Origin of the sequence: Caballeronia catudaia (assembly GCF_001544755.2) — a bacterium.
GTDB lineage: Bacteria > Pseudomonadota > Gammaproteobacteria > Burkholderiales > Burkholderiaceae > Caballeronia > Caballeronia catudaia.
The window spans coordinates 188,590-212,645 of record NZ_FCOF02000006.1; the positions used below are offsets into that span (position 1 = coordinate 188,590).

The following is a 24,056-nucleotide window of genomic DNA, read 5'->3' on the forward strand; positions in this document are numbered from 1 at the left end:
CAGCGCTGCGCCACTCGGCCAAATGGCATAGGCATTTTGCGCGCGACGCCAGACCTGTCGCGCGGCCTATGCCATTCGGCCAGGTTGTCCATGTGGCCTCGCTCCGATAGATTGCGCAGACGGACAACGTGTCCATGTCCGTAAAGACCGGAGGAGACCATGCAGGATCAGTACGTTCTCGCGCTCGACCAGGGCACCACCAGCTCGCGCGCCATGCTGTTCGACAGGAACGGCAACGTCGTGTCCGTGGCGCAGAAGGAATTCCGGCAGATTTATCCGCAAGCGGGCTGGGTCGAGCATGATCCGCTGGAGATCTGGTCGACTCAGGCCGGCGTCGCCGCGGAAGCCGTCACGCGCGCGGGCGTGAACGCCTCGTCGATCGCGGCGGTTGGCATCACGAACCAGCGCGAGACCACCATCGTCTGGGATCGGGACACAGGCAAGCCGGTTTATAACGCCATCGTCTGGCAGGACCGGCGCACGGCGGGCCTTTGCGACGAACTCAAGTCGCGTGGTCTCGAAGCGATGGTTCGCGCAAAAACCGGCCTGCCGATCGACGCCTACTTCTCCGCGACGAAGATCCGCTGGATCCTGGACAACGTCGAAGGCGCGCGCGACAAGGCACGGCAAGGGCGGCTCGCCTTCGGCACCGTGGATAGCTGGCTCGTGTGGAATTTCACGCGGCACGGCATGCATATCACCGATATCACGAACGCCTCGCGCACAATGCTCTTCAACATTCACGAGCGGCGCTGGGACGACGAACTGCTCGACGCGCTCGATATTCCGCGCCGCATGCTGCCCGAAGTGCGCACGTCGTCCGAGGTGTACGGGACGACGCAAGGCACGGTGTTCGCCGCGGACGTGCCGCTCGCATCGCTGGCCGGCGATCAGCACGCGGCGCTTTTCGGGCAGATGTGCACGGACTCCGGCATGGTGAAGAACACCTACGGCACCGGGTGCTTTCTCGTCATGAACACGGGAGAAAAGCCGATCGAGTCGCGCAACAACCTGGTCACGACAATCGCATGGCAGATCGGCGACCGGGTCGACTATGCGCTCGAAGGCAGCATCTTCATCGCGGGCGCGGTCGTGCAATGGCTGCGCGACGGACTCGGGATCATCCGCCGCGCGAGCGAAATCGAGACGCTCGCGCGCGGCGTGCCGCATAGCGACGGCGTCTACTTCGTGCCCGCGTTCGCCGGGCTCGGCGCGCCGCACTGGAACGCGCGGGCGCGCGGGACGCTCTTCGGCGTGACGCGCGGCACCACATCGAGCCATATCGCGCGCGCGGCGCTCGACTCGATCGCGTATCAGTCGCTCGACGTGCTCAAGGCGATGGAAGCTGACTCGGGCATGTGCATCGGCGAACTGCGCGTCGACGGCGGCGCCTGCGCGAACGATCTGCTGATGCAGTTTCAGGCAGACCTGCTCGGCGTCGATGTCGCGCGCCCTCGCGTTGCGGAAACGACCGCGCTTGGAGCGGCCTATCTCGCGGGGCTCGCGGTCGGTTACTGGAAGGATGTTGGCGAGCTGAAGGCGCAATGGCAGCTCGAACGGCGTTTCGCGCCGTCGATGCCTGCCCGGGAAATCGAGTCGCGTCTCGCCGGATGGCAACGCGCGGTCAATGCGGCGAAGGCCTGGGCCGATAGCTAGACAGCGCTTTTTGCAAAGCTTATGACGTATGCGGCGGTGCAAAAAGGTCGCGCGTGCGGTATCCTAAAAAAGCTGACGGGTCACACGGCTCGAAGGCATTCAGTACGTCTTCAGGGCGGGGTGTAATTCCCCACCGGCGGTATGTGGCGAGGCTTTGGGCCGAACCACGAGCCCGCGAGCGCCCGCGCGAGCACCATGCGCGGGGTCAGCAGATCTGGTGAGACGCCAGAGCCGACGGTCACAGTCCGGATGAGAGAAGATGTGCAGATGGTCATGTCCGTTCCCCTCCGCGATTCATGTATCGCGCCGAACCGGACGACGCCGCTCAAGCGTCGCCGCGGGGTGTCGTTCTGTCTGTTTGCAATGCCCTGAAACGTTTTTCGCTTAAATTTTTGCGCGAGAGCGTTTCACATGTTCCAGACCCAAGCTACCAGCAGCCTGTCGTTCGCCACCCCCGCCGTCATCGCCGATGACGCCGCCTCTGATCTTTCGCAACTCGCATCGTTCGATGTTCCGGCGCGCATCGCCGCCGCGCTCGACGCCATGCGCGAAGGCCGCCCCGTCGTCCTGCAGGACGACGACGACCGCGAGAACGAAGCCGACCTGATCGTCGCCGCCGAGAAGCTCACCGACGCCACGATGGCCCTGCTCATCCGCGAATGCAGCGGCATCGTGTGCCTTTGCCTGCCCGACGAGAAAGTGCGCGCGCTCGAACTCCCGCCGATGGCCGCCGCCAACGGCAGCCGCTACGGCACCGCGTTCACTGTGTCGATCGAAGCGCGCGAAGGCGTGACCACGGGCGTATCGGCGGCCGATCGCGTGACGACGATTCGCGCGGCCATCGCCGATCACGCGAAGCCGGGCGATATCGTCCGGCCCGGTCACGTATTTCCGCTGCGCGCCATGCCAGGCGGCGTGCTCGCGCGGCGCGGGCACACGGAAGGCACCGTCGACCTGGCGATTCTCGCCGGTCTCAAGCCCGCCGGCGTGCTGTGCGAACTGATGAACCCCGACGGCACGATGACGCGCGGCGCGCAAGTCGAGCGCTTCGCGAAGGAGCACGGCCTGCCGATGCTGACCATCGCGGAGCTGGTGGAATTTCGCGAGGCGCTGGCGGCCGCGCGTGCATCGATCGAAGAATCAGTCGAAGAAGCGGCGTAACAATCAGGACAGGACGTCGCCGAAATCCCCGCGCACGCCTGCCGCGACGAGCGCGGGCAGTTCGTCCATGTGCTCCATGATCCGTGTGATGCCGGTTTCGCGCAGCACCTGCGCATAGCCGGACGGAATATGGCTCGCGCCGACGAACGCAATCGTCTTCATGCCCGCCGCGCGCGCCGCCGTCAGTCCGGCGACGCTGTCCTCCACGACGAGGCAGCGCGCCGGATCGACTTCGAGGGTGCGCGCGGCGAGCAGATAGACATCCGGATAAGGCTTCGGCCGCTCGACTTGCTGCGCGCTGAACACGCGCGCGCCGACGATCTCGGACAGACCCGCGCGCCGCACCGATGCGCGCACGCGCTCCATGCGGCTGTTCGACACCACCGCGACCGGCAGCCCGCAGCCTTCCAGCGCGGGGCGCACGCCGGCGATCGGTCCGACCGAACGCGCGAGCTCGGCGGAGACGTGCGCCTCGATCGTACCGACGAAATTCGGCGGCATCGCGATGCCGAACTTCGTCTCGAGGTGGGCTAGAAAGCGTGAGGTTTGCTGGCCGAAAGCCGTCTTGACGTCCGGTTTGAAGTCGATGCCGGGAAACGTCTCGGTGAGGACGTCCAGCATCACGCGATCCGCGATGATTTCGCTGTCGACGAGCACGCCGTCGCAATCGCAGATGAGATGATCGATCATGTTGGCTCGGATTACGTTGAGCCAACATGATAAGCGCTCAGCAGGCGTCGGCTGCTTTTATGTCCGAAGTAACGCGCGGCGCATCCAGCCGCGCGGCGAGCCACGTCACGGCGAGCGCGGCGACCGCCACCGCGGCGGCGGCCCACGGCAGCGCGTCGAGTCCGTGGCCGTGCGTCAACACCGAGCCGCCGAGCCACGCGCCGCCGGCATTGCCCACGTTGAACGCGCCGATATTCAGCGTAGACGCGAGATTCGGCGCATCCTTCGCCTTCTCGACGACACGCGTCTGCAGCGGCGGCACCGTCGCGAAAGCCGCAATGCCCCACACGAAAATCGTGACGATCGCGCCGATCTGACTGTGGCTCGTCGTCGCGAACACCGCCATCACGATGGCGAGCGCGAACAGAATGGCCATCAGCGACGGCATCAGCGCGCGGTCGGCGAGTCGGCCGCCAATCGTATTGCCGATCGTCAGCCCAACGCCGAACAGCACCAGAATCAGCGTGACGGCGCGTGGCGAGAAGCCGCCGACCTGTTCGAGAATCGGCGCGATGTAAGTGAACACCACGAACACGCCGCCGAAGCCGAGCACGGTCATCGTCAGCGCGAGCCAGACTTGGCCGTCGCGCAGCACGCGCACTTCCCGGCCGAGGCCGCTCGGCCCGGCGTCATGCCGGTTCGGCACGAGCGCCGTCACGCCGAGCGCCGAGAGCACGCCCAGACCGGCGACGATCCAGAAGGTCGCGCGCCAGCCCAATTCCTGTCCGACGAACGTACCGAACGGCACGCCCAACACGTTCGCGAGCGTGAGCCCGGTGAACATCAGGGCGATGGCGCTCGCGCGCTTTTCCGCCGGCACGAGCGACGCGGCCACGACCGCGCCGATGCCGAAGAACGCGCCGTGAGCGAACGACGTCACGACGCGTGCGACCATTAGCAGGCCGTAGTCCGGCGCGACCGCGCACAGCACGTTGCCGACGATGAACACGGCCATCAGCAATTGCAGCGCGAGCTTGCGCGGCATTTTGGCGGTCAGCACGGCGAGCAGCGGCGCGCCGACCGCGACACCGAGCGCGTAACCGGTGACGAGCAGGCCCGCCGAAGGAATCGATACGGCGAGATCGTGCGCGACGTTGGGCAAGAGGCCCATGATGACGAACTCCGTCGTGCCGATGGCGAAGGCGCTGATCGCCAGCGCGAGAAGCGGAAGAGGCATGATGGCTCCAGATCAGATTCAGGATTGCGCGGTCACGAATTCGACGACGACGGCCGGCGCCAGCCGCACGAAAAGCTGATGCTCGCGGGCGAGCGGCACGTCGGCGAGCCGATACGCGTAGCCGCGGCAGTCGAGACGTTCGAGCAAGGCGCGCCACTCGGTTCCATCGTCGATTCGCAACGCCAGATGGTCGATGCGCGTCGCGTTCGGGCTGTCCAAAGAAGCCGCGACACCCGATGCGATCAGATGCACCGCCGGCCGCGCGCCGAGATACAGCCAGTAACCGCCGACTCCAAACGGCGGCCGCGGACCGACTCGCATCCCGGCGATATCGACGAAAAAGCGCATGAGCGCCTCGCAGTCGGGCGCGACGAGGGTGACGTGGTCGAGTTGCATGACTTGTCTCCAGGGACTGAGCGCATTGTCCGGTTGCAGCGCACGATTGAGAATTGGTCTACGCTTTGAATCATTCTCAAGTTGAATTTGAAAATGACGATGGATCGGCTCGGCGACATGCGCCTTTTCGTGGAAGCGGCGTCGGCAGGCAGTCTTTCGGCGGCGGGGCGCAAGCTCGGGCTGTCGCCGGCGGCGGCGAGCGCGCGCCTCATCAAGCTGGAGAAAGCGCTGCACACGCGGCTTTTCGAGCGCACGACGCGCCAGTTGCGCGTCACCGACGAAGGCCGCCTGTATCTGCAGCATTGCCGCGTCGCGCTGCAGGCGATCGACGACGCAGAAGCCGCGCTTCAGGCCGGCCAGAACGTCGTGCGCGGTAAGGTGCGCATTTCGGCGACATCGAATTTCGGACGCTCGCTGCTGCGCGGCTGGCTCGATGAATTCAGCGCGCTGCATCCGGACGTGCGGTTCGCGTTGACGCTGTCCGATTCCGTGTCGAATCTGCTGCAGGAGGAAATCGATCTCGCGATCCGCTTCGGCGCGCCGCCCGACAGCGGGCTTGCCGCGCGCGCGCTCGCGCCGAATCGCCGGGTGTTGTGCGCATCGCCGGACTATCTCGCGCGCAAAGGCACGCCAGAAACGCCCGCCGAACTCGTCGGGCACGATTTCGTCGTCGTGGTCACGGCGGCCGGACCGCTCAACGAACTGAGCTTCCGGCGCGGCGACGAGCGCTACGCGTACACGATCCCGCTCGCGGATGCCTGGGAAACCAACGACGGCGCGCTGCTGCGCGAGTGGGCGCTGGCTGGGCACGGCATCGCGCACAAGTCGATCTGGGATATCGCCGCCGATGTCCGCGCCGGCACGCTCAGGATGGTCCTGCCCGACTGGTGCACGCACGAGGCCGCCGTCCATGCGCTCTTTCACGCGAATCGCTACATGGCGCCGCGCGTGCGCGTGCTGCTGGACTTTCTGGTCGAGCGGTTCCAGAAGACGACGGACGACCTGCTCGGCGAGCTCGCCTATCCGCCGGACAAGCGCGGCACGGCGTCAGGAATGGCCGCCGGCGCTATAATATCGGGCTAAATTGCAGTAAAAAGCGGGCCGTTCACCGTAGAAGCGCTCGCGAAACCCTTCAATCTCTTACCAGCGCCCCCAGGTTAACCACTGCGACCGGCGACGATTCATGACCAAGAAAGTTTATGTAAAGACCTTTGGCTGCCAGATGAACGAGTACGACTCCGACAAAATGGTCGACGTGCTCGGCGCCGCTGAAGGCCTCGTCAAGACGGACACGCCCGAAGACGCGGACGTCATTCTGTTCAACACGTGCTCGGTGCGCGAAAAGGCCCAGGAGAAAGTGTTCTCCGATCTCGGCCGCGTGCGCGAGCTCAAGGAAGCGAACCCGAATCTGCTGATCGGCGTCGGCGGTTGCGTCGCGAGCCAGGAAGGCGCGTCGATCGTCGCGCGTGCGCCGTATGTCGATCTCGTGTTCGGTCCGCAGACGCTGCATCGTCTGCCCGCGATGATCGACCAGCGCCGCGCCACCGGCCGCGCGCAAGTCGACATCTCCTTCCCCGAAATCGAAAAGTTCGATCATCTGCCGCCCGCGCGCGTCGACGGCCCGAGCGCGTTCGTGTCGATCATGGAAGGCTGCTCGAAATATTGCAGCTATTGCGTCGTGCCGTACACGCGCGGCGAGGAAGTCTCCCGCCCGCTCGACGACGTGCTCACCGAAATCGCCGGACTCGCCGATCAAGGCGTGCGCGAAGTCACGCTGCTCGGGCAGAACGTGAACGCTTATCGTGGCGCGCTGACTTTAGGTTCGAGCGAGATCGCGGATTTCGCGACGCTCATCGAGTACGTCGCCGACGTGCCGGGCATCGAACGCATTCGCTACACGACTTCGCATCCGAAGGAATTCACGCAGCGCCTCATCGATACCTACGCGAAGGTGCCGAAGCTCGTCTCGCACTTGCACTTGCCGGTGCAGCACGGCTCGGACCGCATCCTCATGGCGATGAAGCGCGGCTACACCGTGCTCGAATACAAGTCGGTCATTCGCAAATTGCGCGCGATCCGTCCGGATTTGTCGCTGTCGACCGACTTCATCGTCGGCTTCCCTGGCGAGACGGAAGACGATTTCAACAGGATGATGGCGCTCGTCGACGAGATGCGCTACGACACGAGCTTCTCGTTCATCTACAGTCCGCGCCCCGGCACGCCCGCCGCGAACCTGCACGACGACACACCGCGCGAAATCAAGCTCAAGCGGCTGCAACATTTGCAGGCGACGATCGAGGAAAACGTGCAGCGCATCAGCGAATCGATGGTCGGAAAAGTCGAACGCATTCTGGTCGAGCGCCCGGCGCGCAAGGACCCGAACGAGCTCGCCGGGCGCACGCAGAACAATCGCGTCGTCAATTTCCCCGCGCCGGTGGAATCGCACGCGCGCCTGATCGGCCAGATGATCGACGTGAAGATCGTGCATGCGTATCCGCATTCGCTGCGCGGCGAGCTGGTGCTCGTGCCAGAGACGACCGCAGTCGCAAATTAAAGACAGGACACTTTGAAGAACGCTCCTACGCAGCATCTGGAATTCACCGCACCGCGCGAGGACAACGCGCGGCTCGCCAACCTCTGCGGCCCGCTCGATGAAAACCTGCGGCAGATCGAACAGGCGCTCGACGTGACGCTCTCGCGGCGCGGCCACAAGATTTCGATTCGCGGCCGTGGCGCGAAAGTCGCGCTCGCGGCGCTCGAAAACTTCTACAACCGCGCGCGCGATCCGATTTCCGTCGACGATATTCAGCTCGCGCTCGTCGAAGCGCGTCATGCGACGCGCCGGGCGCGGGAAGCGCGCGAAGCCAATGGCGAAGAGGGCGAAGCCGATCCGCGTTTTCGCGCCGACGATCCCGACCATCCGTTCGATGAACCGAGCGCCACGATAGACCTCGGCGACGATGAGGATCACGGTCCGAAGCTCTATACGCGCCGCGCCGATCTGCGCGGCCGCACGCCGGCACAGCGTGAATATCTGAAACAGATTCTTCAGCACGACGTGACCTTCGGCATCGGGCCGGCGGGCACGGGCAAGACGTATCTCGCGGTCGCGTGCGCGGTCGATGCACTCGAGCGCGATCAGGTCAAGCGTATCGTGCTGACGCGTCCGGCCGTCGAAGCGGGCGAGCGGCTCGGCTTTCTGCCGGGCGATCTCGCGCAGAAGGTCGATCCGTATCTGCGGCCGCTCTATGACGCGCTCTACGATCTGCTCGGCTTCGACAAGACGGCGAAGATGTTCGAGCGCCAGATGATCGAAATCGCGCCGCTCGCGTACATGCGCGGCCGCACGCTGAACCACGCGTTCATCATTCTCGACGAAGCGCAGAACACCACGCCCGAGCAGATGAAGATGTTCCTGACGCGTATCGGCTTCGGCTCGAAGGCGGTCGTCACCGGCGACACGACGCAGGTCGACTTGCCGCGCGGCCAGAAGAGCGGGCTGATCGAAGCGCAGCACGTATTGTCGGAAGTGCGCGGCATCGCGATCACGCACTTCACGTCGGCGGACGTGGTGCGGCATCCGCTCGTCGCGCGGATCGTCGAGGCTTACGACGCGCAGGCGCAGAAAGACGCCGCACTGGCCGAAGCGGCACGTCAGGCGCAACAGGCGCAGCAGAAATCCTGATGACGCCACGCCTCACCTTGACGATGCAGTTCCCCGCCGCGAAGGCGTTCCCGTCGCACAAGGCGATCCTGCCGCGCGCGACCGTCGCGCGCTGGATCAAGGCGGCGCTTTTCGCGGATGCCGAATTGACGGTGCGTTTCGTCGACGAGAACGAAGGCCGGATGCTCAACCGCACGTATCGGCAGAAGGATTACGCGACCAACGTGCTCACGTTCGCCTATGCGGAATCCGAAGACGATCCCGTCGCGGGCGACCTGATCCTGTGCTGCCCGGTCGTCGAGCGCGAGGCGGCGGAACAGGGCAAGCCGCTCGCGGCACATTACGCGCATCTGATCGTCCACGGCACGCTGCATGCGCAAGGCTACGACCACGAAGTCGAGAGCGAGGCGCAAGAGATGGAGTCGATCGAGACGGATATCATGCAGTCTCTGGGATTTTCCGATCCTTACGTGCCTCTGACCTGATCCGGTCCAAAGCCCCAACGCGCTGTGAACGACAAGCTGCCCGAACCCTCATCACTCACTGAAATTGCGTCCGCGCCCTGCCCGGACTATCCGCCCGCGCTCGGTGAATCCGCGTTGTGGACGGAGGCCGAACTCGCGGCATCGCGCGAAGCGGCGTTCGCCCATTGGGACGGCAAGTCGGATGTCTGGCTCTTTGGCTACGGATCGCTGATCTGGAACCCCGGACTGCCGACGGTCGAAGCCGTGCGCGGCAAGGTTCATGGCTATCATCGCGGGCTTTATTTGTGGTCGCGCGTGAATCGCGGCACGCCGGAGCAGCCGGGCCTCGTGCTCGCGCTCGATCGCGGCGGATCGTGCACCGGCATGGCGTTTCGTCTCGAGGGCGTCGGGGCGACCGAACATCTCGACGTGTTGTGGCGCCGCGAAATGGCGATGGGTTCGTATCGACCCGCGTGGCTGCCGTGCACGCTCGCGGACGGACGGCGCGTCGAGGCGCTCGCGTTCGTGATGCGGCGGGAAGCGGCGTCTTACACGGGCAAGCTCGCCGATCCGATCGTGCGCACAGTGCTCGGATGCGCGAGCGGCCGCTACGGCACGACGCTCGATTACGTCAGCCGGACCGTCGAGGCGCTGCGTGAAAGCGGCATGCCGGATCGGGCGCTGGAGGCGTTGTTGCGGCGGTGTCAGGCGCAGAAGCCGCAGTGATCTGTGTGATTTTTGCTCCTGCCCATCGGCCGTTCAGCCAGTGCTCGCGGATGGACATACCCGTCGCATATTTATCGGCTAGCATGGCTCATGAGATGCGCGCCGCGCCACGCAGCCCGCCGTTTCCCTTGGTGTATGCTTAACTTTCCGAAAACCCGCGCCCGGTCGCTTCCGGGCGCTCCGCTATGAACGAACCCTATCCCAGTCGACGCCATACCGACAAACCGCAGGAAAAGCGCTCGCTTCTCGAACGTTTGACCGATTTCATCTCGCACGAGCCCGAATCGCGCGACGAACTCCTCGAAGTACTTCAGGACGCGCACGAGCGCAACCTGCTCGACGCCGACTCGCTCTCGATGATCGAAGGCGTCTTCCAGGTGTCCGATCTCAGCGCGCGCGACATCATGATTCCGCGCGCGCAGATGGACGCCATCAATATCGCCGAGACGCCCGCCGAGTTCATTCCCTTCGTGCTCGAAAAAGCACACTCGCGCTATCCCGTCTACGAAGGCAACCGCGACAACATCATCGGCGTGCTGCTCGCCAAAGACCTGCTGCGCTACTACGCCGAAGAGGAATTCGACGTGCGCGGCATGCTGCGCCCCGCCGTCTTCATTCCCGAATCGAAGCGCCTGAACGTGCTGCTGCACGACTTCCGCGTGAACCGCAATCACATCGCGATCGTCGTCGATGAATACGGCGGCGTCGCCGGCCTCATCACCATCGAGGACGTGCTGGAGCAGATCGTCGGCGACATCGAGGACGAATACGACTTCGACGAGGAAGCCGGCAATATCATCGCGACGCCCGACGGCAAGTATCGCGTGCGCGCGCTCACGGGCATCGAACAGTTCAACGAGGAGTTCGGCGCCGATTTCTCCGACGACGAAGTGGACACCATCGGCGGGCTCGTCACGCATCGCTTCGGACGCGTGCCGCATCGCGGCGAGAAGGTCCGCATCGACGATTTCGTGTTCGAGATCCTGCGCGGCGACGCCCGACAGATTCACGTTCTCCTTGTGCGGCGCGTGCCGAATCTCGCGCAGCAACATCATCACGCGGGCGACGACGAAGACGAACTGCGCGACTGACGCGCACGCGAACGGACGCCGGAATACATCGGTGTCCGTCATGAAGCCTTCGCCCACCTCTGCTTTACTCCGGGTTTGCCCCGGCGACCGTCATCAATGGCCGATTCATCGTTTCGCATTCCCTCCCGTCAACGCGACGTGTCCGTGAACGCCACGGCGCCGCGCGCGCTGCCCTTCTGGCATTACCTCGCCGCCGCCGTGCTTGGCGCCGCGAACACGCTCTCCTTTGCGCCGACGCCGCACGGCGGCTGGATCGAGCTCGTCATCTTCGCGCTGTTCTTCGCGTGGCTCTCGCGCACCGACGGCTGGAAGAGCGCCGCCGCGACCGGCTGGGCCTTCGGCTTCGGCAACTTCGTGACCGGCGTGTGGTGGCTCTACGTGAGCATGCACGTGTACGGCGGCATGGCTGCGCCGCTCGCCGCCGCCGCGGTCGCGCTGTTCTCGCTGTATCTGGCTCTTTATCCGGCGTTGTCGAGCGTGGTCTGGTCGTGCGTCGCGGGCCGCGCGAGATTCGGCGATGAAGACGCCGCCACCGCACGCGACATCGAAGCCTCGCCGCGCTACGCACCGACATGGCATGGCGCTTTCGCGTTCGCGAGCGCCTGGGCGCTCGGCGAATGGTTGCGCGGGCTCGTGTTCACCGGCTTTCCGTGGCTCGCGAGCGGCTACGCGCAGGTCGAAGGACCGCTCAAGGGCTTCGGCGCGATCGTCGGCGTGTATGGCGTCGGCTGGGTGCTCGCGCTCGTCGCGGCGCTGATGGTGCAGGCGCTCTGGCAGTTCCGCAAAACGCGGCGGCTCGCGTTCGCGCCGGGCATCGTCGCAGTTGTCCTGATCGTCGCGGGCATGTTGCTGTCGCTCGCGCAATGGACGACGCCCGCCAACGCGCCGCTCGATGTGCGCCTCCTGCAAGGCAACGTGAAGCAGGAAATGAAGTTCGAGCAGGCAGGCGTCGATGAATCGCTCGCGCTCTACAAGCGGATCATCACCGAAAAGCCCGCCGATCTGATCGTCACGCCGGAAACGGCGCTGCCCGTGCTCTCGGTGCAGATTCCGCAGGATTTCGCCGTGGCGATCCGCAATTTCGCGGACGAGACGAACTCGTCGATTCTCTTCGGCGCGATCGGCGTCACGATTCTCCCCGACGGCCGCGCGACCGACTTCACCAACAGCCTCTTCGGCGTCACGCCGCATGTGAACGGCGTCTATCGCTACGACAAGCATCATCTCGTGCCGTTCGGCGAATTCGTGCCGCTTGGCTTTCACTGGTTCGTGCGGATGATGGGCATTCCGCTCGGCGACCTCGCGCGCGGCCCGATCGCGCAGAAGGCGTTCATCGTGCATAACCAGCCGGTTGCCGTGAACATCTGCTACGAGGACATTTTTGGTGAGGAGATCGCGCGCACGATCCGCGAGCAGGAGACGCCCGCGGGCATTCTCGTCAACTCGACGAATCTCGCGTGGTTCGGCAATACGATCGCGCTCGACCAGCATTTGCAGATCGCGCGCATGCGTTCGATCGAAACCGGCCGGCCGATGCTGCGCGCGACCAATACGGGGATGACGGCGGTGATCGCGGCCAACGGCGATGTCATCTCGAAGCTGCCGACGTTCACGACCGGCGTGTTGGAAGCGCGCGTGCAGGGCACGTCGGGTGCCACGCCGTATGTGACGAGCGGGAATATGACGGTGATCGCGGTGTCGCTGATTCTGCTCGCGTTCGGGTTTGCGTTCGCGCCGAACCGGAAACGTTCGGGCACGCGCTGACATCGACTGAAAAGAAGCCGCGTCGCGCCCCGCGACGCGGCTCGCGCATCACCCGCCCAAGGCCGCGCTTCTCCCAAAAAGCCGCACCCGCCCCTCCATTCGGCTAAAATTCAACGTTTTAGCACTTCGGCCGAGCCTCCGAGTCGCGTCCTCACGACGATGGCCGCGCCCCGCAAAAGGCAATCATGCTCACTTTCCAGCAAATCATCCTGACGCTGCAGTCCTACTGGAACGAGAAGGGCTGCGCGCTGCTCCAGCCGATCGACATGGAAGTCGGCGCGGGCACCTCGCACGTCCACACGTTCCTGCGCGCGATCGGCCCCGAGCCGTGGCGCGCGGCCTACGTTCAACCGTCGCGCCGCCCGAAGGACGGCCGCTACGGCGAGAACCCGAACCGCCTGCAGCACTACTATCAGTATCAGGTGGTGCTCAAGCCGGCGCCGGAAAACATCCTCGACCTGTACCTCGGCTCGCTCGAAGCGCTGGGCTTCGATCTGAAGCAGAACGACGTGCGCTTCGTCGAAGACGACTGGGAAAACCCGACGCTCGGCGCGTGGGGCCTCGGCTGGGAAGTGTGGCTGAACGGCATGGAAGTGACGCAGTTCACGTACTTCCAGCAAGCCGGCGGCATTGATTGCAAGCCGGTGCTCGGCGAAATCACCTACGGTCTCGAACGTCTCGCGATGTATCTGCAAAAGGTCGAGAACGTATACGACCTCATCTGGACCGAATGGGAAGAAGACGGCCCCTCCGGTCGCGTCTTGCGTCAGCTCACGTATGGCGATGTCTATCACCAGAACGAAGTCGAGCAATCCACGTATAACTTCGAGCACGCGAACGTCGATCTGCTCTTCACGTTCTTCAAGAGTTACGAAGAAGAAGCGAAGAAGATGATCGACGCGAAGCTCGCACTGCCCGCCTACGAACTCGTGCTGAAGGCCGGCCACACGTTCAATCTGCTAGATGCGCGCGGCGCCATTTCCGTGACGGAGCGCGCGGCGTATATCGGCCGCATCCGCGCACTGTCGCGTCTCGTCGCTCAGGCTTACTACGACTCGCGCGAGGCGCTCGGCTTCCCGATGCTCGGCAATCCGGTCAGGGGCGACCGCGACCTCATCACCGACGAACAGGAAGCGCAGCGTCCCGCATGGGCGCCGCCGCTGAAGGTCGAAAGCGCGCCCACGGGTAACAACGAACAGGTTTGACGAGGCTCGACAGAACAATGACGCAATCCAACCACGCTTCGCTCCTCGTCGAGCTGCTCACCGAAGAACTGCCGCCGAAGGCGCTCGGGCGTCTCGGCACCGCTTTCGCCGATGGCATCGTGGAGCGGCTCGCCGCCCGCGATCTGATCGACGGCACGCCCGACTTCGAAAAGTACGCGACGCCGCGACGCCTCGCCGTGCTTATCAAGAACGTGCGCGATGTCGCGCCGGAAAAGCAGGTGCGCGAGAAAGTGCTGCCGGTCACGGTCGCGCTCGATAAAGAAGGCAACCCGACACCGCCGCTCGCGAAGAAGCTCGCGGCGCTCGGCTTCCCGGACTTCCCGTTGTCCGAGCTCGAACGCGCGCAGGACGGCAAGGCCGAAGCGTTCTTCCTGCGCTACGCGGCGCCGGGCGCGACGCTCGCCGACGGCCTGCAAGCCGCGCTCGACGAAACCCTCGGCAAGCTGCCGATTCCGAAGGTCATGACCTATCAGCGTCCGGACGGCACCAGCGTGCAGTTCGTGCGTCCGGTGCAGCGCCTGGTCGCGATGCACGGGCGCGACGTCGTGCCGGTCAGCGCGCTCGGCGTCGATTCGGGCGATACGACCATCGGTCATCGATTCATGTCGCACGGCCTCGTCGCGATTGCACACGCCGACGACTACGCCGACACGCTGCGTCACAAAGGCCATGTCGTCGCCAATTTCGACGATCGCCGCGAATCGATCCGCACGCAGCTTCAGGCGTTCGCGGGTGAAGACCGCGTCGTGATGCCCGAAGCGCTGCTCGACGAAGTGAACGCGCTCGTCGAATGGCCGGTCGTCTACGAATGCCGCTTCGACGACGAATTCCTGCAAGTGCCGCAGGAGTGTCTGATCCTCACGATGCAGACGAATCAGAAGTACTTCGCGCTCACGGATCAGAACGGAAAGCTGCGCTCGCGCTTCCTGATCGTGTCGAATATCGATACGAAGACGCCCGGCGAGATCGTCGAAGGCAACGAGCGCGTCGTGCGCCCGCGCCTCGCCGATGCCAAGTTCTTCTTCACGCAAGACAAGAAGAAGCGTCTCGAAGATCGCGTGCCGCTGCTCGCGAACGTCGTCTATCACAACAAGCTCGGCTCCGCGCTGCAACGTGTCGAACGTCTGGAAGCGCTCGCGGGCGAGATCGCGCCGATGGTCGGCGTCGATGCCGCGCTGACGCGCCGCGCCGCGCGTCTCGCGAAGGCCGATTTGCTGACCGACATGGTCGGCGAGTTCCCCGAGCTGCAAGGCACAATGGGCACGTACTACGCGCGTCACGACGGCGAGCCGGAAGAAGTCGCGCTCGCGTGCTCCGAGCACTATCAGCCGCGCTTCTCGGGCGATGAAACGCCGTCGACGGGCGTCGGCGCGGCGGTCGCGCTCGCGGACAAGCTGGAAACGATCGTCGGCATCTGGGGCATCGGTCTCGCGCCGACCGGCGAGAAAGATCCGTTCGCGTTGCGCCGCCATGCGCTGGGCGTCTTGCGTATCCTGCTCGAAAAGAAATTGCCGGTCGATCTGCGCAATCTCGTCGGCGCGGCGCAACGCCAGTTCGCCAACGTGCCGCAAGTCGCGGATTCGCAGGAAGCGGTGTATGCGTTCTTCATCGACCGCCTGCGCGGCCTGTTGCGCGAACGCGGCTTCGAAGCGAACGATATCGAAGCCGTGCTGAGCCTGAACCCGACACGGCTCGATGACATCGTCGCGCGCCTCGACGCCGTGCGCGAGTTCGCTGCGTTGCCGGAAGCGGCGGCGCTCGCGGCGGCCAACAAGCGCATCTCGAACATCCTGAAGAAGTCGGAACAGGGCGCGCCGTCCGCGGTGAACAAGGAACTGCTCGTCGAAGCGGCGGAGAAAAATCTCCACGCGCAGATCGAAGCGGTTGCGCCGCGCGTGCAAAGCCAGCTCGCCGCGCGCAACTATACGGAAGCGCTGACGGCGCTCGCCGCGTTGCGTGAAAGCGTCGATACGTTCTTCGACGACGTCATGGTCAACGCCGAAGACCCCGCACTGCGCAACAATCGTCTCGCGTTGCTGAGCGCATTGCATCAGCAGATGAACTGCGTCGCGGACATTTCGAAGCTCGCTGCATAAGAAACGCCGCCCATGGTCATGAACAGAAAACTGGTGATCCTCGATCGCGATGGCGTCATCAACGTCGATTCCGATGCGTTCATCAAGTCGCCGGACGAATGGGTCGCCATTCCCGGCAGCCTTGAAGCAATCGCGCGTCTGAATCAGGCGGGCTATCGCGTGGCGATCGCGTCGAATCAGTCGGGCATCGGGCGCGGTCTCTTCGACATGGCCGCGCTCAACGCGATGCATCAGAAGATGAATCGCGCGGCCGCGGCCGTCGGCGGGCGTATCGACGCGGTGTTCTTCTGCCCGCACACGGCTGAAGATCAGTGCGATTGCAGAAAGCCGCGCCCCGGCATGTTGCAGCAGATCATCGACCGCTTCGAGATCGATCCGGAGGACACGCCCGTCGTCGGCGATTCGCTGCGCGATCTGCAGGCGGGCGCGGCGCTCGGTTTTCCCGTGCATCTCGTGCTCACCGGCAAAGGCGAAAAGACGCGCGAAGAAGGTCAGTTGCCCGAAGGCACCGTCGTTCACAAAGATCTGCGCGCATTCGCGCTGCACTTTCTCATGCGCCACCAAGACTGACCCTGGCTTCATCCATGCGCTTCATCCGTTCCTTGCTATTGATGCTGTACTTCGTCGTATACACGGCGCCGTACGCGATCGCGTGCTTCATCGCGTTTCCGTTCATGCGCGCCGACAAGCGCTACTGGATGGCGGCGGGCTGGTGCAAATCGACGATCGTCGTGCTGCGTTATCTGGTCGGCATCCGCTACACGATCGAAGGCATGGAGAACCTGCCGGACGGTCCGGCCGTGCTGCTCTCGAAGCATCAGTCCGCATGGGAAACACTCGCGTTCCCCGCGCTGATGCCGCGTCCGCTCTGCTACGTGTTCAAGCGCGAACTGCTCTATGTGCCGTTCTTCGGCTGGGCGCTCGGACTCCTGAAGATGGTGCACATCGACCGCAAGCAGGGCCGCGACGCGTTCGTGTCGGTGACGCGTCAGGGACGCGCGCGCATGGACGAAGGCGCATGGGTCATCATGTTTCCCGAAGGCACGCGCACGCGTGTGGGCAGCCAGGGCAAGTACAAGACGGGCGGCGCGCGCTTCGCGGTGGCGACCGGTGCGCCCGTCGTGCCGATCGCGCACAACGCAGGGCACGTGTGGCCACGCAATTCCTTCACCAAGTATCCGGGTATAGTCACGGTATCGATTGGCAAGCCGATCGATACGGCCGGCCTCACACCCGAGGAAGTGAACACGCGCGTCGAAAGCTGGATCGAGACGGAAATGCGCCGCATCGATCCGCACGCTTATCTCGCGCCGAACGCACAGCCGGGTGAAGCCGGCGCCGCGGGCGCGGGCCGCTGAAGCGGCTCACGCTTTCATATCGAGCCGCGGCGTGCCTTACTCATTCTTCTCGTCATTTCTGCGCCGTGAGCGCAAAGCCGAGCCGATGCAGAAAGCCCCTTCGCGACAGCGCCCCGCCGTCGCGCTCGATACCCTGCAGCTCGATCTGCCGTTCGAGCATGCGCCGGCCTACTCCGGCGCGCCGCCCGCGGGCGGCCCGGCTCCGCTGCGCGGTGACGTGCCGGCCGCCGATCCCGTTCCCGTGCTCACACCGCCGACACCGCTCGCACCCGCCGCGCCGCTGCCTGATGGCGTGCGCCTGCGCCGCATCGCGCTCAAGGCGGGCGCGCTCGAATACCGGCTCAGGCGCTCGTCGCGGCGCACGATCGGCTTTTGCATCGACGGCACCGGGCTCGCGATCACCGCGCCGCGCTGGGTGACGATCGCGGACATCGAAAGCGCGATCCTCGACAAGCAGAACTGGATCGTCAAGAAGCTCACCGAATGGCAGACGCGCGTCGAGCAGCGCGCGCTGCCGCGGATCGTCTGGAAAGACGGCGCGCAGTTTCCGTATCTCGGCAAGACGATCAGCGTGTCGCTCGGCTCGTCTGCAAGCGCGCTTTCTTTCGATGACCAAAGCAACCTGCTCTCGCTCGCGCTGCCCGCGCTGGCGGACGCGCAGCAGATCAAGGATCGCGTGCAAGGCTGGCTGCAATCGGAAGCGAAGCGCATCTTCGGCGAGCGGCTCGCGGTGTACGCGGCGAAGCTTGGCGTGGAGTATCGCGCGTACGCGCTGTCGTCGGCGGCGACGCGCTGGGGCAGTTGTTCCAGCGACGGCAAGATCCGCCTGAACTGGCGGCTCATCCATTTTCCGATGTCGATCATCGATTACGTGGTCGCGCACGAGCTCGCGCATCTGCGTGAGATGAATCACAGCCCGCGTTTCTGGCAGACGGTCGAATCCATCTTCCCCGAGTTTCGCGAAGCGCGCCATACCCTCAAGCATCATCCGCCGGATCTGCTGCCGGCGCTTTGATCGATCGTCAGCGCATGAAAAGCGCCGACGGTACAATTTCCTTCCTGTCCCCCGCAATTCCCTAAACAGGAACTCCACCATGCGACTCCTCCACACGATGCTGCGCGTCGGCGACCTGCAGCGTTCCATCGATTTCTACACGCGCGTTCTCGGCATGAAGGTGCTGCGTCAAAGCGAAAACCCCGAGTACAAGTACACGCTCGCGTTCGTCGGCTACGGCCCGGAAAGCGAGAACAGCGTGCTCGAGCTGACCTATAACTGGGGCACCGAGAAGTACGACCTCGGCACGGCATACGGGCATATCGCGCTCGAAGTCGACGACGCCGCCGATGCGTGCGAGCGCATCCGTCAGGCGGGCGGCAAGGTCACGCGCGAAGCCGGTCCCGTGAAGGGCGGCACGACCGTGATCGCGTTCGTCGAAGATCCAGACGGCTATAAGGTCGAGCTGATCGAAAAGCATTCGTAAAGTACGCTTCACGTCGCGCGCCGCGCGTTCGTCGCGGCGCGCAATCTCCACGGGCTCATCCCGACCTTTCGCTCATCGAAGCCCGTTCGCTGGCACAATCGACGCTCCAAATCAGTGCACGCCTGACCGAGCCCGCCGATGAGCACGCCCACCCTCGCCCTGCGCCGCGCCCCCGACGCCACCGCCATCATCGTGATGATCGCGCTGTGCGGCGCGTGGGGATTCCAGCAAGTCGCGATCAAGGAAGCGAACGCATCCATTCCGCCGATGCTGCAGGCGGGCATCCGTTCGCTGATCGCCACGTTTCTCGTCTGGATCTGGACGCGCACGCGCGGCGTGCCGCTCTTTCAGCGCGACGACACCCTGCCCGCCGGTCTGCTCGCGGGCCTGCTGTTCGGCGGCGAGTTCGTCTGCATTTTCTTCGGCCTGAGTCTCACCACCGCGACGCGCATGGCCGTGTTCCTCTATACCGCGCCGTGCTTCACCGCGCTCGGCCTGCACTGGTTCGTCGCGGGCGAGCGGCTCTCGCGCGCGCAGTGGAGCGGCATCGTGCTCGCGTTCTGCGGCATCGCGCTCGCGTTCGCCGATGGCTTCCTGCACGGCAATCCGAACAGTGAATCGACGCTGCGCGGCATCGCGGGCGATGCGCTCGGCATTCTCGCCGGCATCTTCTGGGCCGCGACGACGGTCGTCGTGCGCGCGTCGTCGCTTGCGCATGCGAGCGCGAGCAAGACCTTGTTCTATCAGCTGGCGGTATCGGCGGTGTTGCTGCTCTTGCTGGCTGCGGGCATCGGGCAGACGCACGTCGAAGCCGTGTCGCCGCTCGCGCTCGCGAGTCTCGCGTATCAGGCGATCGTCGTCGCGTTCATCAGCTATCTGACGTGGTTCTGGCTGCTCACGCGCTACATGGCGTCGCGGCTTTCGGTGTTCTCGTTTCTCACGCCGATCTTCGGCGTCACCTTCGGCGTGCTGCTGCTCGGCGAGCATTTCACCGCGCGCTTCATGGTCGCCGCGGCGATGGTGCTCGCGGGCATCGCGCTCGTGAACCGGCCGGCGCGGCGCACGTAGCTCATTCCGGCGCCGTCGCGCGAATCGTGATCATGTCGTGATCGATGTCGTCGTGATCGACGGCGACGCGCTGATGCTCGGGCGGAATCGGCTCGACCGGATAGCCGTGCTTCTCCCACGCATCCAGCCCGCCCTTCAGCGGCCGCACATGATGGAAGCCCTTCGCGCGCAACTGCCGTGCGATGATCTTCGCCGTCGCTTCGTTCGGACACACGCAGTACACGACGACCTCGTGCTCCGCATACAACTGATCGGCGCGATCCGGTGAATCGAGATCGAGCGAAATCGCGCCCGCGATGCGATACGGCTCGCGTCGGCGAATCTCGGCCGGGCGCGCGTCGTAGACGACGGGCGGCGTCGCGGAACGCATCATCGCGTCGAGCTGGTCGGGCGTGATGTGATATTGCTCCAGCCATTGGCGGAACTGCACGCGGCGGACCCACCGGTACAGCATGAAGCCGAGCGCGATGATCACGAGGATATCGATCACCGTCGTGCCATTCGCGCGCACCAGCGCGACGAGCCGCCCGATCTGCTCCTGCAACGCCGCGCCGCCCAGCATCCAGAAGCTCGCCCACGCCGTCGCGCCGATCAGATCCCACAGGATGAATACGCGCACTTCGATCTGCGTCGTGCCGAGCAACGGCGCCGACACGAGCCCGAGCCCCGGCACGAACTTCGACAGCGCGAGCAGCGGCACGCCGAACCGTTCGAACCAGCGGCGCGCGGTGCGCAGCGTCGAATCGATCGACAGCGAGAAGCGCACGAGCGAATTGAGAAAGCGCCGGCCGTAGAGACGTCCCGCGGCGAACCAGAGCGAATCCGCGATCAGCACGGCGAGCACCGCCGCGGCGAGCATTTGCCAGAACGGCGCGTTGCCGGCGGCGACGAGCGTGCCGGCGAGAATCAGCATCGGCGCGGCGGGGACCGGCACGCCGAGTTGCGTCGCGAGGACGCTGACGAAGACGGCCCACGCGCCCCACGACGACGCTAGCGAAGTCGGGACGTGCGGCATTCGGAACCTCTGGTTTCGTGAGGGTAGGCGCCGGCGCGCAGCGGCCCCGGCACAAAGGGTTACACTGTATCGACAATCTGCCGAACTTGCCCAAATGGTCTGGACGACGAGAGCAGAATCGAGCGCAAGCCGGGGAATCATCGTGCAACCCATCATTCAGCCCTTCTTCGATCTCAACACCGGCACGATGACCTATGTCGTCTACGAGAAGGCCGGCGCGCCCGCGGCCATCGTCGATCCGGTTCTCGACTACGATCCGAAGGCCGCACGCACGTCGACGCGCTCCGCCGACGCCGTCATCGCGTTCGTGCGGGAGCAACGGCTCGCCGTCGACTGGATTCTGGAGACGCACGCGCACGCCGATCATCTTTCGGCGGCGCCGTATATGAAGCGCATGCTCGGCGGGAAGATCGGCATCGGCGAATCGATACGCACGGTGCAGGGCGTGTTCAAGAAGATCTTCGATCTCGAACCCGAGTTTCAGCTCGACGGCTCGCAATTCGATCATCTCTTTTCCGACGGCGAGCGCTTCATGATCGGCGATATCGACGCGTGCGCGCTCTTCGTGCCGGGCCACACGCCGGCCGACATGGCGTACCGGATCGGCGATGCGGTGTTCGTCGGCGATACGTTATTCATGCCGGATGTCGGCACCGCGCGCTGCGATTTTCCGGGCGGCAGCGCGCGCAGGCTGTATCGCTCGATTCAGCGTCTGCTCGCGCTCGATCCCGATACGCGGCTGTTCGTCTGCCACGACTATCCGCCCGCCACGCGTGACCCGCAATGGCAAAGCACCGTGCGCGAGCAGCGCGAGAACAACATTCACGTCGGCGGCGGCAAGACGGAAGACCAGTTCGTCGCGATGCGTGAAGCGCGCGACGCCACCCTCGGCATGCCGACGCTCATCCTGCCCGCGATTCAGGTGAACATCCGCGCGGGCCACTTTCCCGAAGCGTCCGGCAACGGCACGACGTATCTGAAGATTCCGCTGAACGCGCTCTGACCTTCGGCTTCAGGCTTCGATCCTTCCGCGCGTCACGCCGAGCAAACTGGCCATCGCGCGGCGCGCCGCGCTGGCATCGCGTGCGATGATCGCCTCGAACACGGCGGTGTGTTCCGCAAGCGACGCGTTGTACACATCGGCGCGCTTCGCGTTCAGGCGCAACTGGCCTTCGAGCGTGCGCTCGATCAGCGCGCCGAGCGGGATGAGCAATTCATTGCTGCACGCGGCGAGCACGCACAGATGGAAGTCGAGGTCGGCGCGCACCCATTCGTCGACGTTCTGCGCGTCCGCCATCGACTGATGCGCGCGCGTGAGCCGCTCGCGCGTGCGCGCCTCGTGATTGCCGGCGGCGAGCGCGGCCGCGTACGGCTCGATCATTTCGCGCATTTCCTGAAGCTTCAGCGCGAATTGCAGCGGCGGGGCGACGCGCGAGTACCAGTCGAGCATGTCGGCGTCGAGCAGATTCCACGCATCTTTTGCGCGCACGCGCGTGCCGACCTTCGGACGCGACTCGATCAGCCCTTTCGATGTCAGCGTGCGCAACGCCTCGCGCAGCACCGTGCGGCTCACGCCGAAGCGCTCCATCAGTTCCGCTTCGCGCGGCAACGGCAGGCCAGGCTGGAAGTCGCCTCGCAGAATCGCCGTGCCCAGTTCATGCGCCACATGGCCATGCAGATCCCGGTGAATGATGCTCTCCTTCTAGGTTTCGCACGATTATCCGGTATTCGCCTGATGTTTCGAAAGTCCAGAATGCATCGAATAATACTATTAATATGCCCAAGAGACGGTTTTTGCTACCATGTAAAACCCTTCAAGGAGACGCTCAATGAAAATCACGAAACTCGAGACCTTCGTCGTTCCGCCGCGCTGGTGCTTCCTCAAGATCGAAACCGACGAAGGCATCACCGGCTGGGGCGAGCCGGTCGTCGAAGGCCGCGCGCATGCGGTGGCCGCCGCCGTCGACGAGCTCGCCGACTATCTGATCGGCAAGGACCCGCGCCATATTGAAGACCTGTGGCAGGTGATGTATCGCGCCGGTTTCTATCGCGGCGGTCCTATCGGCATGAGCGCGATCGCGGGCGTCGATCAGGCGTTGTGGGACATTCTCGGCAAGCATCACGGCGTGCCGGTCCACGCGCTCCTCGGCGGCCAGGTGCGCGACAAGATCAAGGTGTATTCGTGGATCGGCGGCGACCGGCCGAGCGATGTCGCGAACAATGCACGCGCCGTGGTCGAGCGCGGCTTCAAGGCCGTGAAGATGAACGGCTCGGAAGAGCTTCAGATCATCGATACGTTCGACAAGGTTCAGGGCGTGATCGACAACGTGCGCGCGGTGCGCGAGGCGGTCGGGCCGAACGTGGGCATCGGCGTCGACTTTCATGGGCGCGTGCACAAGCCGATGGCCAAAGTGCTCGCGAAGGAGCTCGATCCGTTCAAGCTGATGTTCATCGAAGAGCCGGTGCTGTCGGAGAACGTCGAGGCGCTGCGCGATATCGTCAATCAGACGAGCACGCCGATCGCGCTCGGCGAGCGGCTCTACTCGCGCTGGGACTTCAAGCACATTCTGGCGGGCGGTTACGTCGATATCATTCAGCCGGACGCGTCGCACGCCGGCGGTCTCACCGAATGCCGCAAGATCGCGACGATGGCCGAAGCCTACGATGTCGCGCTCGCGCTGCATTGCCCGCTCGGTCCGATCGCGCTCGCGACCTGCCTGCAGATCGATGCGGTGAGCTACAACGCGTTCATCCAGGAACAGAGCCTCGGGATTCACTACAACAAGGGCAATGACCTGCTCGATTACATCAGGAATCCCGAGGTCTTCAAGTATGAAGACGGCATGGTGTCGATTCCGCAGGGGCCGGGCCTGGGCATCGAGGTGAACGAGGAAAAGGTGCGCGAGATGGCGAAGGTGGGCCACCGCTGGCGCAATCCGGTGTGGCGTCACGCGGACGGCAGCGTGGCCGAATGGTGATTCTGC

At 64.7% G+C, this 24,056-nt stretch carries 23 protein-coding genes and 1 riboswitch; of the genes, 18 read left to right on the forward strand and 5 right to left on the reverse strand.

Features of this window, described 5'->3' with window-relative positions; genetic code table 11:
• Positions 1–159: 159 nt before the first annotated feature.
• Both glpK and ribB read left to right on the forward strand, forming a co-directional pair.
• A complete protein-coding gene (glpK, locus tag AWB75_RS09110) occupies positions 160–1,656 on the forward strand; it encodes a glycerol kinase GlpK (protein WP_061123748.1) in 1,497 nt (498 codons plus the stop codon).
• 102 nt (positions 1,657–1,758) lie between these two features.
• Positions 1,759–1,921: riboswitch (FMN riboswitch) on the forward strand.
• Between the two features lie 173 nt (positions 1,922–2,094).
• On the forward strand, positions 2,095–2,817 hold the full coding sequence (gene ribB, locus AWB75_RS09115) for a 3,4-dihydroxy-2-butanone-4-phosphate synthase (protein WP_061123833.1): 723 nt from the start codon (positions 2,095–2,097) through the stop codon (positions 2,815–2,817).
• A gap of 3 nt (positions 2,818–2,820) precedes the next feature.
• On the opposite strand, the gene AWB75_RS09120 is transcribed toward ribB, so the two are convergent.
• Genes AWB75_RS09120 through AWB75_RS09130 form a run of 3 tightly spaced genes read right to left on the reverse strand, consistent with a single transcriptional unit; the run spans position 2,821 to position 5,119 of the window.
• Complete coding sequence (locus AWB75_RS09120) at positions 2,821–3,507, reverse strand: HAD family hydrolase (RefSeq protein ID WP_061123749.1); 687 nt, start codon at positions 3,505–3,507, stop codon at positions 2,821–2,823.
• 37 nt (positions 3,508–3,544) lie between these two features.
• Positions 3,545–4,723, reverse strand: a complete 1,179-nt coding sequence (locus AWB75_RS09125; protein WP_061123750.1) for an MFS transporter — start codon at positions 4,721–4,723, stop codon at positions 3,545–3,547.
• Positions 4,724–4,741: 18 nt separating this feature from the next.
• Positions 4,742–5,119 carry a VOC family protein gene (locus AWB75_RS09130; RefSeq protein WP_061123751.1) on the reverse strand — a complete coding sequence of 126 codons (378 nt, stop codon included), beginning with the start codon at positions 5,117–5,119 and terminating at the stop codon, positions 4,742–4,744.
• Between the two features lie 99 nt (positions 5,120–5,218).
• Between AWB75_RS09130 and AWB75_RS09135 the strand changes: the two genes are divergently transcribed.
• The 14 genes from AWB75_RS09135 to AWB75_RS09200 all read left to right on the forward strand — a co-directional run bounded on the left by AWB75_RS09135 (position 5,219) and on the right by AWB75_RS09200 (position 20,057).
• Positions 5,219–6,202: a LysR family transcriptional regulator gene (locus AWB75_RS09135; RefSeq protein ID WP_061123834.1), complete on the forward strand. Its 984-nt coding sequence runs from the start codon at positions 5,219–5,221 to the stop codon at positions 6,200–6,202.
• Positions 6,203–6,302: 100 nt separating this feature from the next.
• The gene (miaB, locus tag AWB75_RS09140; RefSeq protein ID WP_061123752.1) at positions 6,303–7,673 is read left to right on the forward strand and encodes a tRNA (N6-isopentenyl adenosine(37)-C2)-methylthiotransferase MiaB; all 1,371 of its coding nucleotides are present in this window, start codon (positions 6,303–6,305) and stop codon (positions 7,671–7,673) included.
• Positions 7,674–7,685: 12 nt separating this feature from the next.
• Complete coding sequence (locus AWB75_RS09145) at positions 7,686–8,804, forward strand: PhoH family protein (protein ID WP_061123753.1); 1,119 nt, start codon at positions 7,686–7,688, stop codon at positions 8,802–8,804.
• Positions 8,804–9,268 (forward strand): rRNA maturation RNase YbeY, encoded by a 465-nt coding sequence (ybeY, locus tag AWB75_RS09150; RefSeq protein ID WP_061123754.1) that lies wholly within the window; start codon positions 8,804–8,806, stop codon positions 9,266–9,268. Before AWB75_RS09145 ends, ybeY begins: the two co-directional genes overlap by 1 nt.
• A gap of 24 nt (positions 9,269–9,292) precedes the next feature.
• Positions 9,293–9,973 carry a gamma-glutamylcyclotransferase gene (locus tag AWB75_RS09155; RefSeq protein ID WP_061123755.1) on the forward strand — a complete coding sequence of 227 codons (681 nt, stop codon included), beginning with the start codon at positions 9,293–9,295 and terminating at the stop codon, positions 9,971–9,973.
• A gap of 185 nt (positions 9,974–10,158) precedes the next feature.
• Positions 10,159–11,064 (forward strand): HlyC/CorC family transporter, encoded by a 906-nt coding sequence (locus AWB75_RS09160; protein ID WP_061123756.1) that lies wholly within the window; start codon positions 10,159–10,161, stop codon positions 11,062–11,064.
• Between the two features lie 96 nt (positions 11,065–11,160).
• Positions 11,161–12,828 (forward strand): apolipoprotein N-acyltransferase, encoded by a 1,668-nt coding sequence (lnt, locus tag AWB75_RS09165; RefSeq protein WP_096031690.1) that lies wholly within the window; start codon positions 11,161–11,163, stop codon positions 12,826–12,828.
• Positions 12,829–13,013: 185 nt separating this feature from the next.
• Positions 13,014–14,033 carry a glycine--tRNA ligase subunit alpha gene (gene glyQ, locus AWB75_RS09170; RefSeq protein ID WP_087086543.1) on the forward strand — a complete coding sequence of 340 codons (1,020 nt, stop codon included), beginning with the start codon at positions 13,014–13,016 and terminating at the stop codon, positions 14,031–14,033.
• 17 nt (positions 14,034–14,050) lie between these two features.
• Positions 14,051–16,150, forward strand: coding sequence for a glycine--tRNA ligase subunit beta (gene glyS, locus AWB75_RS09175; RefSeq protein ID WP_061123757.1), 2,100 nt, complete (start codon positions 14,051–14,053; stop codon positions 16,148–16,150).
• Between the two features lie 12 nt (positions 16,151–16,162).
• Positions 16,163–16,720, forward strand: a complete 558-nt coding sequence (gene gmhB / locus AWB75_RS09180) for a D-glycero-beta-D-manno-heptose 1,7-bisphosphate 7-phosphatase (RefSeq protein ID WP_061123758.1) — start codon at positions 16,163–16,165, stop codon at positions 16,718–16,720.
• A 14-nt stretch (positions 16,721–16,734) separates the two neighbouring features.
• On the forward strand, positions 16,735–17,508 hold the full coding sequence (locus AWB75_RS09185; RefSeq protein ID WP_061123759.1) for a lysophospholipid acyltransferase family protein: 774 nt from the start codon (positions 16,735–16,737) through the stop codon (positions 17,506–17,508).
• A gap of 85 nt (positions 17,509–17,593) precedes the next feature.
• Entirely contained in the window at positions 17,594–18,523 is a 930-nt protein-coding gene (locus AWB75_RS09190; protein ID WP_061123836.1) for a M48 family metallopeptidase, read from the forward strand.
• Positions 18,524–18,602: 79 nt separating this feature from the next.
• Positions 18,603–18,989 carry a lactoylglutathione lyase gene (gene gloA / locus AWB75_RS09195; RefSeq protein WP_061123760.1) on the forward strand — a complete coding sequence of 129 codons (387 nt, stop codon included), beginning with the start codon at positions 18,603–18,605 and terminating at the stop codon, positions 18,987–18,989.
• Between the two features lie 138 nt (positions 18,990–19,127).
• Complete coding sequence (locus tag AWB75_RS09200) at positions 19,128–20,057, forward strand: DMT family transporter (protein ID WP_061123761.1); 930 nt, start codon at positions 19,128–19,130, stop codon at positions 20,055–20,057.
• Position 20,058: 1 nt separating this feature from the next.
• On the opposite strand, the gene AWB75_RS09205 is transcribed toward AWB75_RS09200, so the two are convergent.
• Entirely contained in the window at positions 20,059–21,072 is a 1,014-nt protein-coding gene (locus AWB75_RS09205; protein ID WP_061123762.1) for a DedA family protein/thiosulfate sulfurtransferase GlpE, read from the reverse strand.
• 142 nt (positions 21,073–21,214) lie between these two features.
• Here AWB75_RS09205 and AWB75_RS09210 point away from each other — a divergent pair, with 142 nt between their 5' ends.
• Entirely contained in the window at positions 21,215–22,075 is an 861-nt protein-coding gene (locus AWB75_RS09210) for an MBL fold metallo-hydrolase (protein WP_061123837.1), read from the forward strand.
• A 9-nt stretch (positions 22,076–22,084) separates the two neighbouring features.
• On the opposite strand, the gene AWB75_RS09215 is transcribed toward AWB75_RS09210, so the two are convergent.
• The gene (locus tag AWB75_RS09215; protein ID WP_087086544.1) at positions 22,085–22,762 is read right to left on the reverse strand and encodes a FadR/GntR family transcriptional regulator; all 678 of its coding nucleotides are present in this window, start codon (positions 22,760–22,762) and stop codon (positions 22,085–22,087) included.
• A gap of 139 nt (positions 22,763–22,901) precedes the next feature.
• Here AWB75_RS09215 and dgoD point away from each other — a divergent pair, with 139 nt between their 5' ends.
• On the forward strand, positions 22,902–24,050 hold the full coding sequence (gene dgoD, locus AWB75_RS09220) for a galactonate dehydratase (RefSeq protein WP_061123764.1): 1,149 nt from the start codon (positions 22,902–22,904) through the stop codon (positions 24,048–24,050).
• Positions 24,051–24,056: the final 6 nt, after the last annotated feature.

Coding starts and splice junctions, on each gene's coding strand:
- glpK (WP_061123748.1), top strand. CDS start 160: ATGCAGGATCAGTACGTTCTCGCGCTCGACCAGGGCACCACCAGCTCG.
- AWB75_RS09120 (WP_061123749.1), bottom strand. CDS start 3,507: ATGATCGATCATCTCATCTGCGATTGCGACGGCGTGCTCGTCGACAGC.
- AWB75_RS09125 (WP_061123750.1), bottom strand. CDS start 4,723: ATGCCTCTTCCGCTTCTCGCGCTGGCGATCAGCGCCTTCGCCATCGGC.
- AWB75_RS09130 (WP_061123751.1), bottom strand. CDS start 5,119: ATGCAACTCGACCACGTCACCCTCGTCGCGCCCGACTGCGAGGCGCTC.
- AWB75_RS09135 (WP_061123834.1), top strand. CDS start 5,219: ATGGATCGGCTCGGCGACATGCGCCTTTTCGTGGAAGCGGCGTCGGCA.
- miaB (WP_061123752.1), top strand. CDS start 6,303: ATGACCAAGAAAGTTTATGTAAAGACCTTTGGCTGCCAGATGAACGAG.
- ybeY (WP_061123754.1), top strand. CDS start 8,804: ATGACGCCACGCCTCACCTTGACGATGCAGTTCCCCGCCGCGAAGGCG.
- AWB75_RS09160 (WP_061123756.1), top strand. CDS start 10,159: ATGAACGAACCCTATCCCAGTCGACGCCATACCGACAAACCGCAGGAA.
- lnt (WP_096031690.1), top strand. CDS start 11,161: ATGGCCGATTCATCGTTTCGCATTCCCTCCCGTCAACGCGACGTGTCC.
- glyQ (WP_087086543.1), top strand. CDS start 13,014: ATGCTCACTTTCCAGCAAATCATCCTGACGCTGCAGTCCTACTGGAAC.
- glyS (WP_061123757.1), top strand. CDS start 14,051: ATGACGCAATCCAACCACGCTTCGCTCCTCGTCGAGCTGCTCACCGAA.
- gmhB (WP_061123758.1), top strand. CDS start 16,163: ATGGTCATGAACAGAAAACTGGTGATCCTCGATCGCGATGGCGTCATC.
- AWB75_RS09185 (WP_061123759.1), top strand. CDS start 16,735: ATGCGCTTCATCCGTTCCTTGCTATTGATGCTGTACTTCGTCGTATAC.
- AWB75_RS09190 (WP_061123836.1), top strand. CDS start 17,594: ATGCAGAAAGCCCCTTCGCGACAGCGCCCCGCCGTCGCGCTCGATACC.
- gloA (WP_061123760.1), top strand. CDS start 18,603: ATGCGACTCCTCCACACGATGCTGCGCGTCGGCGACCTGCAGCGTTCC.
- AWB75_RS09200 (WP_061123761.1), top strand. CDS start 19,128: ATGAGCACGCCCACCCTCGCCCTGCGCCGCGCCCCCGACGCCACCGCC.
- AWB75_RS09205 (WP_061123762.1), bottom strand. CDS start 21,072: ATGCCGCACGTCCCGACTTCGCTAGCGTCGTCGTGGGGCGCGTGGGCC.
- dgoD (WP_061123764.1), top strand. CDS start 22,902: ATGAAAATCACGAAACTCGAGACCTTCGTCGTTCCGCCGCGCTGGTGC.